The organism is Paenibacillus sp. FSL L8-0502 (assembly GCF_038593055.1).
GTDB lineage: Bacteria > Bacillota > Bacilli > Paenibacillales > Paenibacillaceae > Paenibacillus > Paenibacillus polymyxa_D.
In genome coordinates, this window is sequence record NZ_CP151958.1 from 559,879 (window position 1) to 575,658 (window position 15,780).

A 15,780-nucleotide genomic window follows, 5' to 3' on the forward strand; every position below is an offset into this window, starting at 1 on the left:
GCTTAAGGGCTTGCATGATTAAAATTTATTGATTTTCTTTCGTGAGAAAAGAAGCTGCTAACAGTGTAGTATTCGTATAGCCACCTGAAATATTTTCATATGAAAAATTAGCGATAGGAACTCCAATAACTGTAGCAACGTCTCCTTCAAAAATTTCCCCACTTGCTCCCGGATAAACTGCCATTACTGTATTATCATTTTCATCACTAATATAAACGATAGCCGTTGTTCCTATAGGAATGTTATCTTCTTCTATATCTATTACATCGCCGCTTATTTTTACAAATTTGTTTAAGTATAAGTTCAAATTTTTATTTAAGTGTTTTGTTGTTACGGATTTGTCTACTAGATTAATGACTTTGCTTTTATCTGTGGAAGGAAATAAGTCACTGTTTTTAGCAATGAAGTCATAAGACGTTTGTTCCATAGAAGCTTGATCTTCTGTTAACATGGGGGTTCCATCTTTCATGAATTCAGCAAATAAATATTGTTTATCTGTGACCTGATTTGTAGAAGCTTGCTGAGCAGTATTTTCATTGCTTGCTGTTTGTTCAGTAGCAAAGGATGTACTTGAAGACCCAGACCTTGTCGTTGCTTCTTTGAAATTGCTTCCACAAGCTGTTAGAGCTACAGAAAGTAGAGCAATGAGTAGAGCTTTTTTTAACATGACGAATTCTCCTGTGAGTATCCTCATCGGTTGAGGTAGTTGCTCATTTTATCTTGTTACCTTTATTATCGAATATTAGGGTTGAATACATAAGCAAAGCACAGCTTCCAGGCTTTTTGGAAACCGTGCTTTTTTTGTTTAAAAAACGATTTGCAAACTTTTAGTCTAGAAAAAATGTATCGTCCAGTATAGCAGTTTAGGCGTGATCTCGAGATTAGAGTAAATGTAAAGAAGGACTTCATCGGCATGTTAGCCGACATGAAGCCCTTCATATGTTTATTTCGTTGAATATTCGCTTACTTCAAATGTGAGAATTTTGTTGAAGATTACGTAGTCTTTGCGATTGCTGAATGGACCTTTGTTGTTATTATGTTTGTCAATGGCAAAGAAAGAAGCACCTCTACCAGCATCTTTAGCGTCATACCATGCGATGAAGGCATTGAGTTCTTTTTTACTCAAATCGAATTCTTTATCAAATCCATTGTCCATCGTTACAGTCAGAATGGCGCGGTCACCAGTTGGTTGGGAGGCCCCATCTGTATCCGACGGATCGGGCTTAGTGGACGGATCCGGTGTAGTAGACGGGTCAGGCTTTGTAGATGGATCTGGTGTAGTGGACGGGTCCGGTGTAGTAGACGGATCGGGCTTAGTAGATGGATCAGGTGTTGTAGATGTATCCGAATCTTGATAAGGTAAGAATCCTTCAGGAATAGGATATTTAAAATCACTTGCTCCAAAATTAGCAGTATATACAACAGAGCCATTTAATTGATCGTTTCTTATGTAGGGATATACAGTATCGCCTAATAAAGAAGGAGTGTACTTAGAAATACCTTGTGAAACTCCATTTTTGTAAAAGGTTATTGTGTTATTACTTAGATCTAAAGCGACCGAAATGACATCATTTACTGTATAAACGGCCCCGTAATTATAATTTCCTGTGCCAAAAGATTGGCTCGTAGGACCATGATTGTCTCCATGATAACCAGTGTACCTGATTTGTTTTTTCTTGTCTGAATTTGCGACTCCAATATCGCCGCTTCCTTTATTAAGGGTTACTTCCCAATACCATTTCCCTGAGCTTTTACCTACATTAGCAATATCGGTTTGATTCCATTCAGGAATTGTTTTTGTTAGAGATCCATCGGACCAAGTCACATTTGTAGTCTCTGCTTTTGTAACGGTAGGGAACAATGAGAACACCGAAGCTCCAATAAGAAGGGCTAACACTATTGTTCCTAGTTTTTTGAATATAATATTCTTCATGACTTCCTCCTAAATATATGTAATAACAAGTGAATTATAGAACTGGATTGGGAGAATTGTCCAAACATTAAATGATATATATTCAAATATGAGTATTATTATGGAATTTAATTTGTTAACTTCAGAATTAGACTAATATGAGGCGTGGGATTCGATAATCATAATAACCTGGCATATCCCATATGACTAAGTAAGTGCTTTTTGCTCACATAGAGGAGGGATATGATTGGATGCATTCGTTTCACGCTCATTAGATGAAATACGATTTTGGTCCAGGATTATGAAGGAGCATTCCTTTTTTCTGGGGTTAGGTTTTAGAGCGGAAGATACTCAACTTAAAACAGAAGCCAATCGGTTCTACACCATTTTTGAGGATATTGAGAAAAGGTCGCATGAATTTAATAACAAGACAGATCCTTATACAATCAAAGAGTTTAATACGGAAGTTCAGAATGCGGCGACGAATATTTGGGCATTTAAGAGGATGGTATTGGGCCTTATATTACAATGCAAGCTTCCTGGACAAACCAATTTTCCTTTACTGGTAGATCACGTAAGTCGGGAAGCAAATTATTTCAGAAACCGTTTAGGAGAACTGAATTCAGGAACACTTGAACCCTTACCTGATGCTATTATTGACGAAAATGTATTTTTCTTAAAAATCATGGCCGATCACGCAAAATTTATAGGCCATTTGCTTGATCCATCCGAACGTAAACTGGTTGAACAAGCTAGGGAGTTTAGTAATGATTTTGATATGCTAATGTTTCAAGCGATTGACCTAAGTCATATGCGGCCACAGTCACAAACCGTTCCACTCCTGAGTCAATTTGTTGATGAGAACCGTGTCTCTGTGAAGTCCTTGCGTGATTTTAAGAAAACAGCGCGTGATTTAATCGACGAGTGCCGAATAAAAAGCATTATCCATCCTTTATTAGCCGATCATGTATTTCGTGAAGCTGAGAGGTTCCTTTTTATTCTCGATATGTTTGATCAATCCTTATCAGGTGTTAAGGTGAATAAGAGAGAAATCATGCACTGAGAGAGTCCTGCAAAATGATACAGTTTCTTTAAAATGTCCAGTGGAAATAAAGCTTTAGACTGAACAAAAAATCAAACAGCGGCGGACCAAGACTTGAAAAATAAAGTCTTAGACAGCCGCTGTTGTCATCCAACTAACGTGTATGAGCATATAGAAAATCCAATATGTCAGCATTAAGTCCCCTATGGAAATGTTCGCGATCAAAGCCGGGAGGGTCTTGCGATGGGAGAAAGGCTGGAGTCCTCATCGATTTCGGGAAAGGACTCAGAAAGGAGAAATGTCCGGCGTTTTTTACTGTTTTGTATTGTACCTTCTTAGGGTCCAGCACGCCATCCAATATTATACGCGCGTGTAAAGAAGGAGTGTACTGATCCTTCTCTGCATCCATCATTAAGATAGGTAGATTAACCGTACGCAAGCTATCTTCAGCTCGAAACCAGACCGACGCTGGCGCTAGTAAAACGAGGCATTTTACTCGGTAATCTGGTGCAACCTCTATAAGCTGGGGCTTTCCGTCCGTGGTCTCATGAGGGAAAGAAGTCGGCACGCCACCAGCTGCTGCTAATGCCGTGTAACCGCCCATGGAATGTCCAATGAGTGACACAGCATTCTGTATTAATTTGTCCTTGAACAGCATACTATCGAAAAACCAATCGGTGGCCATATTAAGATGTCTAGGTCTATAGATAAGATTCTGGGCAGTCCCTTCCAGACTATTATCATTTCGATTGTTAAATGGATGCTCTGGAATGCCGACAATAAAACCATTACGTGCTAAATACTGCGCCAAAATCCGATACACAAGCGGTGTACTGCCAGTACCGTGAGAGATGATAACCAAAGGGAACCTTCCTTCCGATGGCCCTGCCTCTCTCGCCAACTCTAACTGGTATGGACCCAATCGCTCTATTTGTTCGGGTTCGTCCGTTGGATACATTACCATCATGGGAAATGTAATGCCTAGAGAGGAATCCTTTATTTCTACTTCTCGCCATCCTGCATAACTATTCTTAAATTCTGCGTTTCTTATCATCCACTATACTCTTCCTTTCTCGAAATTTTTGTTTAACTATCCCCCCTGCCCGTTGCTTAGTGCAATAATAGACAGCTACGGAGTGCATACGCCCCATCTCCGATCAGCTTCAATTTTTCTTGTTCACTTCTAATTATTGCTATATATTCAAATCCAAGTATCATTGGCTGCCGTTAATTCTGACTCTGCTCCTCCAGTATTTACCACTCCCCTCGGCTCTACTAGCATGATATGGCACTCCTCATGGGCGAAAGGTTTATGTTCGACCCCCTTAGGTACAATAAACATCTCTCCCTGAGAAACTTGTACCCGTCCATCTCTAAAATCAATGAACATCTCACCTTCAAGTACAATAAAGACCTCGTCGGTATCCTGATGATCATGCCATACAAAATCCCCAACTATTTTCACCAATTTAAATTGATAGTCATTCATTTCACCAATAACTTTCGGAGACCAATGATCACTAAACTTAGATAACTTTTCATTCAGTTTGATGGATTGATACTTCATAATAACCTCCTTGGAATTTCCCGAAATTCAATTACAATAATAAGAATATTGAAATTTGGTACTTTTATCTACCACCTACAATGGTTAAATGATTGTTCACTCTGAAAAACTAGATATCCTCAGATGGATTTATAATCGCCAAAACCTGGTGATCCTCCCATTTTCCGTTGATCTTTACGTTGCTTCGAGAGATGCCTTCTTTGTGAAAGCCAGCCTTCTCAAGCACACGTATGGATCCTGGATTCTGGGGAGAGGCTTCCCCGAAGATCCGGTGAAACTTTAGCTTATCGAAAGCATAGCGAACCACCTGCTTCACCGCCTCCGTCATATAGCCCTTGCCGTTATATGCTTGATCTAGGCTGTATCCGATCATACAGCTCTGAAGCGGTCCTCTCACCACAAAAGATAGGCTTATGCTGCCTATAATCCGGTCGTCCTCCTTGTGGCATACCACGAAGGAATATTTCCGGTCTTCCATCATGTCGGCCTTGCTTTTAATAATCGTCTGGAGCTGGTGCTCCTCCGTATAGTACTTCTCTTGGTTGTTTGGCGAAAACTTCTCAAAGAATTCTCGATTGCGCTTGTACATTGCTGCCAACTCTGCGGCGTCCGTCTCCTCAGAGAACCGGATGTATACTCGCTGCTCCGACATCTGCACCATCCTTCCAAACTGTAATATTGAAAGAATTATATCACAGGATGAAGATTGGGAAATTGATTTGATGAATGGTGTATATCAGGCAGCATTCCTTTGAATGTTAACTAAAAATATATACCGTAATTATTGGATTGGATATAATGTTTTCTAAAAAAGGAGGATATATTGTAATGAATAATGCTTACGAAGTGCTTGAGGAGCGTATATCCGAATGGGGAATCTCTAATGAGGAAATTATTGCGGTTTATATCGTTGGGTCCCGGGCAAGAGGGGACAAGCCTTTTGATGAGTTTTCTGACTTGGATGTAGTCGTCTTTTCAACGAATCCAGATTACTATCTTCAAAATGATCAATGGTTACTAAACATCGGCAAAGTTTGGACCAGCTTTATGTTTCGAACGGCAAAAGGGGATCCGGAAAAACTCGTTCTCTTTGACCAAGGGGCTGAGGTTGATTTTCTATTCCGTCATATTTCTGATCTGGATCATATAATCAAAAATGGACGTATTCCTGAAGGATTTCAGCGGGGGGTCAGGATGCTGCTCGATAAGACGGGGAATGGAAATCAAATCATTTCTCAAACCACAACGATCCCGGATACTCCTCTAATATCTGAAGGTGCTTATCTACAGGTTGTTAACATGTATTGCTTCGCCTCTCTATATGTGGCTAAACAAATTTTGCGTAATGATCTGTGGGTAGCTAAGCAAAGAGATATGGACTGTAAACAATTATTGCTGCAAATGATAGAGTGGCATGCAAAAGCTGTACATGGATCGGAATATGATACTTGGCATGCAGGGAAATTCATGAATGAATGGGCTGATCAAGATGTTGTTACTGATTTGAAGAAATCTTTTGGGAAATACGATCCCAATCATAGTTGGGAAGCATTGGTCGTATCCTTAAAGTTGTTCAAACGATTATCCTCGGAAGTGGCAGCTAAGTATAAATACGCGTATCCGGATGAATTATTTTCCCATATTCAAAACTGGTTAGGGGGACAATATGATAAGCATAGATAAAAAGTCGAGCACCCTAATTGTTGTACTGCATGAGATTTATGGGATTAACAAGCATATACAAAATTTTTGTAGCCTATTATCAGATCAGGGTTATGATGTCATTTGTCCAAATTTACTAGGCAAAGAAACGCCTTATGACTATTCGCAAGAGGAAAGTGCCTATACCAATTTTATAGAAAATATAGGATTTGAACGCTCTTTCTATCATATCGAAAGTTTATTATTAAGTATTCGAGCTCGCTATAAAAAGGTATTTATCGTCGGCTTTAGCATAGGGGCAACGGTTGCCTGGCTGTGTAGTAAAGAAAAGTATGTTGATGGAATTGTAGGATACTATGGCTCTCGTATTAGGAATTATTTAGAAATAACTCCACATTGTCCAACACTGCTTTTTTTCCCACAGGAAGAACCATCATTTAATGTGGATGAGCTCATTTCAATTTTAGATAACCGTAATATCCGGGTACATAAATTCAGCGGACAGCACGGATTCAGTGATCCGTACTCTCCCCGATATAACGTACATTCGGCTCAGCAATCATTTAACGAAACGGTAGAGTTCTTCAAGAGAGGTTGATCAATGAACAGCTTCATCCAGCCCACACCTGTTTCATTACTCTGGGGAAACGCACAGTCTTGATATGCGGATTAGTCATATGTATACACATCATTGACTATGAAAAGGAGACGTATGTGGCTGTGGCTACCTTTTTTTCATAATACCATTCAACCTTCTCCGGCAGATGGGGCAAAAGCGGCGGATCAGAGCGGGAAAGCTTCTTAATTTATCCTGCTTACTACGACAGGAGTTAACTTTCAGGACTCCGCCATTGCTATTGCCCAATTCAAACAGTCTGCTTGATTTGAGGTAATGCGAAAAATAAAAGGACTCTGATGATCTAGTCGACCTCTATCGAAAATATCTCTTTAAAACCTCTTTTACCCTCGGCTGTAATACGTATCGCTCGGGTTGTAGGCAGACGCTCGATCCAATGTAATTCGAATAATCTGTCCAGAATAGCACTTCCTAAAGCACCGGCAAGGTGATGGCGTCGTTCACTCCAATCCAGGCATTTATGTGAGAAAGAGCGGCGCTTTTGTCTTGTTTTTGTAAGGTCAATCTGAAAGTCAGTGAAGAAAGTCTCTCCTTGGTCCGTAATATGAAGCCCGTCCTGATCCTCGGAAAGAATCCCCTTTTGCATGAAAAAATTCATGAGCTGTACGCCTAATTGACCCGCAACATGATCGTAGCAAGTTCTTGCCAACCGTATGGCCTCGTTTTCGGAGGCTTGTTTGAATGACTTGATTGGAACAGGTGGAGCTATGGATAAAAATGACTCCATCACCCGGGCAACTTCGGGGTCTTGAATGCCATAGTAACGGTGACGCCCTTGTTTTTCCACAGTAACGACGTGTGCCTCGGTCATTTTAGCCAGATGGAAGCTGGCCGTTTGCGGTTTGATGCCTGCCATATGGGCCAATTCACTTGCCGTGTGGAATCTGCCGTCTAATAAAGCGGTGAGTATAGCTGCACGAGAAGGCTCGCTAACAAGAGAAGCAATCATAGCTACATTTGACTTGGTACTCATGGCACGGTTATCCCCCTTTGTAATCCATACTTCGATGAAGGTTGAAATATTTATATTTTACAATAGGGAGGTAGATCTGAATAGAAGGAGAAGAGATAATGAACCCAACAAATCAGATGAATGAGATGAATCATACCCCAAACGTTAAAACGATTAACCCTAGCATTTTATATTACGGAACCCCTGTGATTTTACTCAATACGCTGAATGAGGATGGAACAACCAATATTAGCCCCATTTCCTCCTCGTGGGCATTAGGAGATTGTGTGGTACTAGGTATTGGAATTGGTGGCAAAGCATTTGAAAATATGAAGCAGCATCCCGAATGTGTAATCAACGTCCCGGGGCCTTCGATGTGGGAGAATGTAGAACGTTTGGCTCCTTATACAGGCAAGAATCCTGTTCCAGCGGAAAAGAAGGAACATGGATTTATACACCATAAAGATAAGTATGAGATCAGCGGACTCACTTCGATTGAGTCGAATAGGGTCAAGCCCGCCCGAATTAGGGAGTGTCCTATTCAAATTGAAGCCAAGGTGAAGGATGTAAGAATCCCTAACCATTCTCCTGATTTTGCTATCGTCGAAACTCAAGCCATCCAGGTACATGTTCATCAGGATATCATCCTCGGTGAGAATCATATTGATCCGACAAAGTGGAGTCCGCTCATCTATAATTTCCGCCATTATTTTGGTCTGGGTGAGCATTTGGGCAAAACCTTTCGATCCGAAACCTGATGCTTTAAATAAAATAATAATATCCTACCTGAATAATGAGAATTATCTTCCCAAATCGTTCTTTTTATGCGAGAATAATTGAAAAATCATCCATGACTACGCATACAGGAAGAGACGATTCATACAGCACGTATAACAAGGGAGGAAATAATCATGTCAGAAGAACGCAAGCTGTCATTCGAAACTCTCGCTGTCCATGCCGGACAAGAGATTGATCCTACTACCTTTTCCCGCGCCGTTCCGTTGTACCAAACCACTTCATATGGATTTCGGGATGCCGAGCATGCGGCTGATTTGTTCTCGCTGAAAGAATTCGGCAACATTTATACGCGTCTGATGAATCCGACCACGGATGTGTTCGAGCAACGGATTGCCGCACTGGAAGGCGGGGCTGGCGCGTTGGCCACAGCTTCGGGAATGGCGGCGATTTCCTTCTCCATTCTGAACATTGCGGGAGCTGGAGATGAAATTGTATCAGCCTCCAGCCTGTATGGCGGTACATATAATCTGTTTTCTACCACACTGCCCAAATTGGGTATTAAGGTGCATTTTGTCGATTCGGATGATCCAGAGAATTTCCGCCATGCCATTACGGATAAAACGAAGGCCATCTTTGCAGAAACGATTGGCAATCCACAGGGCAATGTGCTGGATGTGGAAGCAGTAGCGGCGATTGCGCACGAATATGGTATTCCGCTGATTGTGGATAACACGTTCCCAAGTCCTTACTTATTGCGTCCTATTGAATACGGAGCGGACATTGTCGTGCATTCGGCAACGAAGTTTATTGGCGGACACGGTACGTCTATTGGTGGGGTGATCGTGGACAGCGGCAAGTTTGACTGGAAAGCGAATGGTCGTTTCCCGGGGCTGACTGAGCCGGACCCGAGCTACCACGGAGTTGTTTACACCGAGGCGGTGGGACCTATCGCATATATTATCAAGGCACGGGTGCAATTGCTACGGGACTTGGGAGCTGCCATTTCTCCGTTCAATTCATGGCTGCTGCTTCAAGGCTTGGAGACACTTCATCTGCGGCTGGAAAGACATAGTCAAAATGCCTTGAAGGTAGCGCAATATCTCGAAGGCCACAAGGATGTGGAGTGGGTAAGCTACACCGGGTTGCCGAGCCACCCGTCCTACGCATTAGCTCAAAAGTATTTGCCGAAAGGACAAGGAGCAATCCTGACCTTTGGTATTAAAGGTGGAAGCCAGGCGGGAAGCAAGCTAATTGCGAATGTAAAGCTATTTTCTCATTTGGCGAATGTAGGTGATTCCAAGTCTTTGATTATTCATCCGGCAAGCACAACGCACCAGCAGTTGAATGAGGAAGAACAGGTTGCTGCCGGAGTCAAACCGGAGCTGTTACGCCTATCTGTCGGGACAGAAGCAATAGACGATATATTGTATGATCTGGAGCAGGCGATCGCGGCCAGCCAGCAGTAGTAGCAGTAGACTCTTCTTAGACTAAGTGTGACAGAGCATTCGTGTAGCATCGCAAGTGATTTTTCGACCCAGATCGGTATTCGTTCAGGGTTGATCAGGCGGGGGGCAACCTCCGTCTTTTTTTGCGTGTTGACAACATACCCCCATAGGTATATATTATACCCCATAGGGTATATAAGGAGGGGAAGAAGTGGGTAGAAAAATAGTTATTATTGGCGGGGTAGCAGGTGGAGCTTCTGCTGCTGCGAGATTGCGTAGATGGAATGAGGAAGACGAGATTACTCTGTTTGAACGCGGAGAGCATGTTTCTTTTGCGAACTGTGGCCTTCCCTACTATATTGGCGGGGTAATCCCTGCGCGAGAGAAGCTGTTTCTCCAAACACCTCAAGGGATAAGAGACCGTTTTAATATAGATGTGCGGGTACTGAAAGAAGTGATACAAATAGACCGGGAGCAGAAGCTCGTCCATTTCCGCGATATGGTTACAGGGGAAACAGATGAGCAGCCATATGATATTGTGGTATTGTCGCCGGGAGCCAAACCGATGATACCGGACATTCCCGGATTACATGAAGCTATGAATCTATTTACATTAAGAAATATTCATGATACGGACGTTATTAAGGCATATGTAGATGAAAGACATCCAAAGCATGTCACGGTGATCGGGGCCGGATTTATTGGGCTGGAGATGGCCGAGAATTTGCGAGAGCGTGGACTTGCAGTAACTATTATTGATATGGGACAACAATTATTGAATCCGCTGGACCCTGAAATGGCTAAATTGGTAGAACAGCATATGAGACTGAACGGGGTGGAGGTGCGTTTAGAGGAAGGAGTCACGGCTTTTGAAGAGCAGGGTGCACAACTTCGTTTGACCTCCGGGGGTGTGCTTCAGACGGACATGGTTATTCTGGCGATCGGTGTTGTTCCTGAAAATGAGTTGGCCAAGCAAAGCGGATTGGAACTTGGTTTTCGCGGCGCCATCCAGGTTAACGCCCAACTGCAAACCAGCGATCCGGCCATTTATGCGGTGGGGGATGCCATCCAGGTCAAGGACCGCAATCATGGGTTTGCAACGATGGTATCGCTAGCTTGGGGAGCCAATCGTCAGGGGCGCTTGGCAGCAGATCATATTAACGGTCAGACAATTTCTTATGATGGGGCGCTCGGAACATCCGTCATTAAGACCTTTGCATTGACTTCAGCATCTACAGGTAATAATGAAAAAACATTACAGCGGCTGGGTGTTCCTTATCAGGCTGTTCATATTCATCCCGGTTCGCATGCTGGTTATTATCCTGGCGCATCACCCATCGCTATGAAGCTGCTCTTTAATCCCGAGAATGGGATGATCTATGGGGCGCAGGCTGTTGGAGCTGATGGAGCAGACAAAAGAATTGATGTCATTGCGACGGCTATTCGTGGTCATTTGAACGTCCGAGAACTGGCTGATATTGAACTTGCTTACGCACCTCCCTATTCTTCAGCAAAAGACCCTGTGAATATGGCTGGCTACGTGGCTTCGAATATCATGGATGGGCTGGTCCAAACGATACAGTGGCATGAAGTTGATGATTTTCACCGAAAGGGTGGTCTTATTATTGATGTTAGGGATGCAGTGGAGCTACAGGCAGGAGCCATTCCAGGTTCGATTCATATTCCTCTGGCCGAGATTAGAGAGCGGATGGCGGAAATCCCTAGTGATCTGGAGATCGCGGTATCCTGCCAAGTTGGTCTGCGAGGCTATATTGCGGCCCGAATTTTGATCCAATACGGTTATCGGGTGAGGAACGTTGATGGTGGCTATAAGACGTATTCGGTTATGGCTGAACGTGATCATCTCTTAAAATAGTTCATCACCCATCCAATCTGGTTGAGGTGATCTGTTACTTCGCCGTGCAGCGCACCAAAGAAAGTATCTTGTAGCTCCACGGTAACGGTACCTTTTTCTGCTAGTGCGTGGTAAGCCTGCTTAAGCTCGTCCTCACTTTCACAGTCGAGAATGATTTGTACATGCTGTGCTTTCAGCGGCTTACCGTAGGAATCCGAAAAATGGATATGACTGCTACCCAGGTGAAGTTCAGCGTGCAAGAGTCTGCCTTCCTGCTTGTTTAGCACTTTGATTTTTCCGCCTAAAACCGATTGGTAATAGTCAATTGACTGCTGCACGTCGTTTACAATGACAAAAGGGCTTGCACTTCTCATGGAATCATTTCCTTTCCTGTCTTTAATGTAGGATTGCTACTGTACATTATTTACGTTATTCGCAGAGTTTACCCCTTTTCTGATCAAATTATGGCTTGGTTCACTGTGTGACGTCTGTTACAATAGAAGAGGCATATACGAATGGATAGAAAAGAGGTTGAACAGTGGGCACTTCAGTGATTTGGGAAGCAGTTATATATTGGGTAATCTTGGTGATTTCCGCTCTGTGCGTGATCGCAGTATCTGGTAGTCGGAAGACGGCAAGCACGATTATTTTGGCGCCCGTTGTTTTATTCTGTACCATATTTATGATGCAGGGCTCGGTGTTTACTGCCATGCAGCACCCGACGATGGGGTCTAATGTGGGTTTGGGTATGGCATTTCTGACAACATGGGTAGTCAGCGGAATATTGTTTGCTGTAGCGCTTGTAATTGCTTTTATTAAATATAGCAAGAAGAACAAGGCGTAATTTAGCCCTAACCTCATATGAATAAAGGCTTTCGGTGATGTGCCGAAAGCCCTTTTTGTATTCCTTCTTAACCATGCAGGATGTCTCCGCTTATCTGCGTCTTCTCATAAGCAACACAACGATCAGCACGACGATGATCACGATCAATAGGAATTTCATATTCGATAACCTCCTTGGTCTGTCTCATATTTGGTATTAACCATTTTTAGTTAGTATGCACCGATGGATCTCAAGCAAGTATCTATTGTCGAGTTCTTGGGGAAATTTAGAATGTGGGATCAAAAAGAGGTTTACAGGCTTAGCTGGAAAGTGTATACATAAAGTAAGGGAGGCGATTGCCATGAGTGATCGTGCATTTCATTTGTTCTATATTATTTTCTTAACGGTTCTGGCACTTGGAAGTGTTGGTGGAGTCGCTTGGTGGCTGCGCTCTGTCGGTCGTCAAGAGAAGGAAAAAAACTGAATTCAACATGGGAATACAAGCCCAGTGCATCTTCCAGTAGGAGGGTGCATTTTTATGTGTTATAATGGGAACATATGTTCTTTGTAGGAGGGAAGACGATGTTGCCAGATTTGGAACGAAAGCTGCTACGTATTTTGTATAACTATTTCGCCCAGCATCGCCACATGCCCACAATGGCGGAATTGACCGTAAAAACGGGCAAGCGAGACGCTGAAATTACAGTCGCCTTGCGACATATGGAACAGGAGCGCTACATCACTTGGGAAAACAATTCGGGTACCCAACATGTTGTTTTACTGGAAGGATGGGAGCGTCCCTCGACCCAAAGGCGCACTCAAGCCGAAACAAGACGTTCCACTACGCAAACGATGCCGACCGATGGTACAGAATATTGGACGAATTATTAAAAGGTATATAAAACTGGAGAATTAATGAGTTTTTAAGGTGCATATCATTTAGTTTTAAGAAAGCGAGACTATAATGACCCTATTAACCCCTTTTTGATCAAGCTATAGGCCCTGTCGATGTATCGACGGGGTCATTTTTTTGTTCATGATACGGTTTCCGTAAAATGAAAAATCCCCCGGGGATCATCCGGAGGATGGGTGCAGTTTGCATGTACTGCACAGCTTGCCCAAACTTCATCGTTTGATGGCATAATATATATTCAACCCCTGCTACCTTGCAATATATGGTCAGCATGTTCATAAGGGGCAGTGTGATTCCACTGTTCATTTTCCAAACGACAAAAGCCCTACCTCTCTTTCGTCCTTGCGGCTCCGATGACCGCGCCAGTGTGAATGTGAAAATCTTCGGCAAAAGCTCAAAATTCTACATTAGGGTTATACATAAAATTTGGAGAAGCTCCATACGGTGATTAGGAGTAATAGCTTGTTGCGTGGAATCTTATGGGGTTAATACATACTTTAATAGTATAGCAGGAATATATCTAAAACACAAGGTGTGTTTGGTTTCTTAATTAAGAATAGTATGATTTCCCATCTATAAATTGCAGACTAAAAGTCGTCTTCGTATTGTAAAATGCTCAAGCAAGAAGGTAAACTTTTGATGGTTGGACTCCGATATTGAATACACAAGATATTTTAGAGTGTACGGATGAAAAGAGGGGTAGCAATTTGCCGACCTATAAGCGCTTTATTCAGCATGTTATCCTGAACTATATTATAGGTTCGTTTATCGCTGTATTGTTGGTAGGTATGATTTTTGTATTTTCCACCTTAAATGTAGCCCACCATGAAATTTGGGGTCTTGTTAAAATTATTGCATTTTCCAGTGTTATTATGATTGCTTGTGAAACCATAGTGTTTCGAGTCCATTTGAGACCGGTTCATCGTTTTTTTCTAGGTAACCAGGAAACACTCAAGGATGTGGAAGCGGTGTATATCCGGGTTCATCATCTGCCTAATTTGTCAGTTTTACGTATTGTAGGACCGCATTTGTTAGGCTTCTCTATCCCGGCAACCGTCATTGCGTTATGGATGATACATACTGGACAACTTACTTTTCCCTTTTATTATGTAGGAATCGCCTGTATAGGAGCTTGTCTGGTCGCTTCCATGCACGCACTGGTTGAATTTTTCCTGACCATGAGAGCAATCAAACCACTGCTGGAGGAAATTCGGGATCGAACCTACCAGCAATATGGATTGAGCCTGTCCCTGCGAGGACGAGTCCTGCTATCGCTTCGGCATAAATTTCAGTTAAGTGCGACGCTCATTGGTGCTTTTCCTTTATTTTTATTTTGTTTAGCTACACAGATTCGCTTGGAACGTTTGGAGGCGGCGAATTCTAGTTCCTATTGGGCATGGGCGGGTGCGATTTTAATCTTTGGTGTAGCCTTTGCTTATCTGGGAGGCAGGTTGCTGACCCGTGAGATCGAACAGCCGATCCACCACCTGCTGGAAAAAATGAATGAAGTGAAGGAAGGCCGCCTGAACAGTAATGCCAGCGATTTGTATTCGGACGAATTTGCGGAGCTGGTCGAAGGATTTAACATGATGATTGAGGGCCTAAAGGAACGGGAAGAAAAGAACGGTCAGCTATTGGACAGTTACTTCGCCACCTTGGCGGCAGCACTGGATGCACGAGATGCCTATACCGCAGGACATTCTTTGCGTGTAGCTGAATACTCTGTACTCATTGGGCGCAAGGGAGGTTTGAATGAGGCGGACCTCGATTTGCTGCGCAAAACAGCCTTGCTGCATGATATCGGTAAAATCGGCGTGGCTGACGCTGTGCTACTCAAGGACGGCAAGCTGACGGACGAGGAGTTTGATCAGATTAAAATGCACCCGGTTATGGGGGAGAGCATTCTCCGGCAAGTTGAACCGGCTTATGCTATGGCCCCTTATTTGCCTGGCGTGCGCTCGCACCATGAACGTTATGATGGCAAAGGATATCCTGACCAGCTCGCTGGGGAAGATATCCCCTTATTTGGACGAATCATTGCTGTAGCGGATGCTTATGATGCAATGACGTCTAATCGCCCCTATCGGCAAGGTATGAAGGAAGAGAAGGCGGTTATGATATTGGAGGAGGGAAAGGGAACCCAATGGGACCCTTATTTTGCCGAATTATTTGTCAAGGAGTGGCGCCGGAACAAAGGCATCACAAGCTGATTCTATAGGTATCAGCACATTAGA

General features: G+C 43.1%; 17 protein-coding genes. 10 read left to right on the plus strand and 7 right to left on the minus strand.

The features are described 5' to 3' along the window. Positions 1–25: 25 nt before the first annotated feature. Both NSQ57_RS02495 and NSQ57_RS02500 read right to left on the minus strand, forming a co-directional pair. Positions 26–667 (minus strand): hypothetical protein, encoded by a 642-nt coding sequence (locus NSQ57_RS02495; RefSeq protein ID WP_029516017.1) that lies wholly within the window; start codon positions 665–667, stop codon positions 26–28. 276 nt (positions 668–943) lie between these two features. After that, the gene (locus NSQ57_RS02500) at positions 944–1,933 is read right to left on the minus strand and encodes an SPRY domain-containing protein (protein WP_342425584.1); all 990 of its coding nucleotides are present in this window, start codon (positions 1,931–1,933) and stop codon (positions 944–946) included. Between the two features lie 226 nt (positions 1,934–2,159). Between NSQ57_RS02500 and NSQ57_RS02505 the strand changes: the two genes are divergently transcribed. Then, a complete protein-coding gene (locus NSQ57_RS02505) occupies positions 2,160–2,975 on the plus strand; it encodes a DUF2935 domain-containing protein (protein ID WP_342425585.1) in 816 nt (271 codons plus the stop codon). Positions 2,976–3,108: 133 nt separating this feature from the next. On the opposite strand, the gene NSQ57_RS02510 is transcribed toward NSQ57_RS02505, so the two are convergent. The 3 genes from NSQ57_RS02510 to NSQ57_RS02520 form a co-directional block, all read right to left on the minus strand. After that, on the minus strand, positions 3,109–4,008 hold the full coding sequence (locus NSQ57_RS02510) for an alpha/beta fold hydrolase (RefSeq protein ID WP_342425586.1): 900 nt from the start codon (positions 4,006–4,008) through the stop codon (positions 3,109–3,111). Between the two features lie 147 nt (positions 4,009–4,155). Then, complete coding sequence (locus NSQ57_RS02515) at positions 4,156–4,521, minus strand: cupin domain-containing protein (RefSeq protein WP_039270324.1); 366 nt, start codon at positions 4,519–4,521, stop codon at positions 4,156–4,158. Positions 4,522–4,630: 109 nt separating this feature from the next. After that, positions 4,631–5,173, minus strand: a complete 543-nt coding sequence (locus tag NSQ57_RS02520) for a GNAT family protein (RefSeq protein ID WP_340931253.1) — start codon at positions 5,171–5,173, stop codon at positions 4,631–4,633. A gap of 176 nt (positions 5,174–5,349) precedes the next feature. On the opposite strand from NSQ57_RS02520, the gene NSQ57_RS02525 reads away from it, so the two are divergent. Beyond that, a complete protein-coding gene (locus NSQ57_RS02525; protein WP_342425587.1) occupies positions 5,350–6,204 on the plus strand; it encodes an aminoglycoside 6-adenylyltransferase in 855 nt (284 codons plus the stop codon). Further along, positions 6,188–6,781 (plus strand): dienelactone hydrolase family protein, encoded by a 594-nt coding sequence (locus NSQ57_RS02530; RefSeq protein WP_029516009.1) that lies wholly within the window; start codon positions 6,188–6,190, stop codon positions 6,779–6,781. The genes NSQ57_RS02525 and NSQ57_RS02530 overlap by 17 nt, the downstream gene beginning before the upstream one ends. Before the next feature lie 322 nt (positions 6,782–7,103). On the opposite strand, the gene NSQ57_RS02535 is transcribed toward NSQ57_RS02530, so the two are convergent. Beyond that, positions 7,104–7,793 carry a winged helix-turn-helix domain-containing protein gene (locus tag NSQ57_RS02535; RefSeq protein WP_029516008.1) on the minus strand — a complete coding sequence of 230 codons (690 nt, stop codon included), beginning with the start codon at positions 7,791–7,793 and terminating at the stop codon, positions 7,104–7,106. Positions 7,794–7,891: 98 nt separating this feature from the next. On the opposite strand from NSQ57_RS02535, the gene NSQ57_RS02540 reads away from it, so the two are divergent. The 3 genes from NSQ57_RS02540 to NSQ57_RS02550 all read left to right on the plus strand — a co-directional run bounded on the left by NSQ57_RS02540 (position 7,892) and on the right by NSQ57_RS02550 (position 11,831). Next, a complete protein-coding gene (locus NSQ57_RS02540; protein WP_342425588.1) occupies positions 7,892–8,530 on the plus strand; it encodes a flavin reductase family protein in 639 nt (212 codons plus the stop codon). Positions 8,531–8,683: 153 nt separating this feature from the next. Next, on the plus strand, positions 8,684–9,976 hold the full coding sequence (locus NSQ57_RS02545; RefSeq protein ID WP_165148041.1) for a homocysteine synthase: 1,293 nt from the start codon (positions 8,684–8,686) through the stop codon (positions 9,974–9,976). Between the two features lie 190 nt (positions 9,977–10,166). Next, the gene (locus tag NSQ57_RS02550) at positions 10,167–11,831 is read left to right on the plus strand and encodes a CoA-disulfide reductase (protein WP_029516004.1); all 1,665 of its coding nucleotides are present in this window, start codon (positions 10,167–10,169) and stop codon (positions 11,829–11,831) included. Here the strand turns inward: NSQ57_RS02550 and NSQ57_RS02555 are convergent. After that, on the minus strand, positions 11,816–12,184 hold the full coding sequence (locus NSQ57_RS02555; protein ID WP_029516003.1) for a VOC family protein: 369 nt from the start codon (positions 12,182–12,184) through the stop codon (positions 11,816–11,818). The two genes, NSQ57_RS02550 and NSQ57_RS02555, sit on opposite strands and share 16 nt — an antisense overlap. Before the next feature lie 164 nt (positions 12,185–12,348). On the opposite strand from NSQ57_RS02555, the gene NSQ57_RS02560 reads away from it, so the two are divergent. From NSQ57_RS02560 to NSQ57_RS02575, 4 genes are all read left to right on the plus strand, one after another. Then, complete coding sequence (locus NSQ57_RS02560; RefSeq protein WP_238794843.1) at positions 12,349–12,654, plus strand: hypothetical protein; 306 nt, start codon at positions 12,349–12,351, stop codon at positions 12,652–12,654. Positions 12,655–12,994: 340 nt separating this feature from the next. Beyond that, positions 12,995–13,117: a hypothetical protein gene (locus tag NSQ57_RS02565; protein WP_256026045.1), complete on the plus strand. Its 123-nt coding sequence runs from the start codon at positions 12,995–12,997 to the stop codon at positions 13,115–13,117. Positions 13,118–13,215: 98 nt separating this feature from the next. Then, entirely contained in the window at positions 13,216–13,524 is a 309-nt protein-coding gene (locus NSQ57_RS02570) for a hypothetical protein (protein ID WP_029516002.1), read from the plus strand. A 729-nt stretch (positions 13,525–14,253) separates the two neighbouring features. Continuing rightward, entirely contained in the window at positions 14,254–15,756 is a 1,503-nt protein-coding gene (locus NSQ57_RS02575; protein ID WP_342425589.1) for an HD domain-containing phosphohydrolase, read from the plus strand. Positions 15,757–15,780 lie beyond the last annotated feature (24 nt).

Excerpts from the sequence above, each read along its gene's own strand:
- NSQ57_RS02525 (WP_342425587.1), top strand. The coding sequence starts at position 5,350 with ATGAATAATGCTTACGAAGTGCTTGAGGAGCGTATATCCGAATGGGGA.
- NSQ57_RS02555 (WP_029516003.1), bottom strand. The coding sequence starts at position 12,184 with ATGAGAAGTGCAAGCCCTTTTGTCATTGTAAACGACGTGCAGCAGTCA.
- NSQ57_RS02565 (WP_256026045.1), top strand. The coding sequence starts at position 12,995 with ATGAGTGATCGTGCATTTCATTTGTTCTATATTATTTTCTTAACGGTT.
- NSQ57_RS02540 (WP_342425588.1), top strand. The coding sequence starts at position 7,892 with ATGAACCCAACAAATCAGATGAATGAGATGAATCATACCCCAAACGTT.
- NSQ57_RS02530 (WP_029516009.1), top strand. The coding sequence starts at position 6,188 with ATGATAAGCATAGATAAAAAGTCGAGCACCCTAATTGTTGTACTGCAT.
- NSQ57_RS02495 (WP_029516017.1), bottom strand. The coding sequence starts at position 667 with ATGTTAAAAAAAGCTCTACTCATTGCTCTACTTTCTGTAGCTCTAACA.
- NSQ57_RS02545 (WP_165148041.1), top strand. The coding sequence starts at position 8,684 with ATGTCAGAAGAACGCAAGCTGTCATTCGAAACTCTCGCTGTCCATGCC.
- NSQ57_RS02500 (WP_342425584.1), bottom strand. The coding sequence starts at position 1,933 with ATGAAGAATATTATATTCAAAAAACTAGGAACAATAGTGTTAGCCCTT.
- NSQ57_RS02520 (WP_340931253.1), bottom strand. The coding sequence starts at position 5,173 with ATGTCGGAGCAGCGAGTATACATCCGGTTCTCTGAGGAGACGGACGCC.
- NSQ57_RS02570 (WP_029516002.1), top strand. The coding sequence starts at position 13,216 with ATGTTGCCAGATTTGGAACGAAAGCTGCTACGTATTTTGTATAACTAT.
- NSQ57_RS02535 (WP_029516008.1), bottom strand. The coding sequence starts at position 7,793 with ATGAGTACCAAGTCAAATGTAGCTATGATTGCTTCTCTTGTTAGCGAG.
- NSQ57_RS02510 (WP_342425586.1), bottom strand. The coding sequence starts at position 4,008 with ATGATAAGAAACGCAGAATTTAAGAATAGTTATGCAGGATGGCGAGAA.
- NSQ57_RS02515 (WP_039270324.1), bottom strand. The coding sequence starts at position 4,521 with ATGAAGTATCAATCCATCAAACTGAATGAAAAGTTATCTAAGTTTAGT.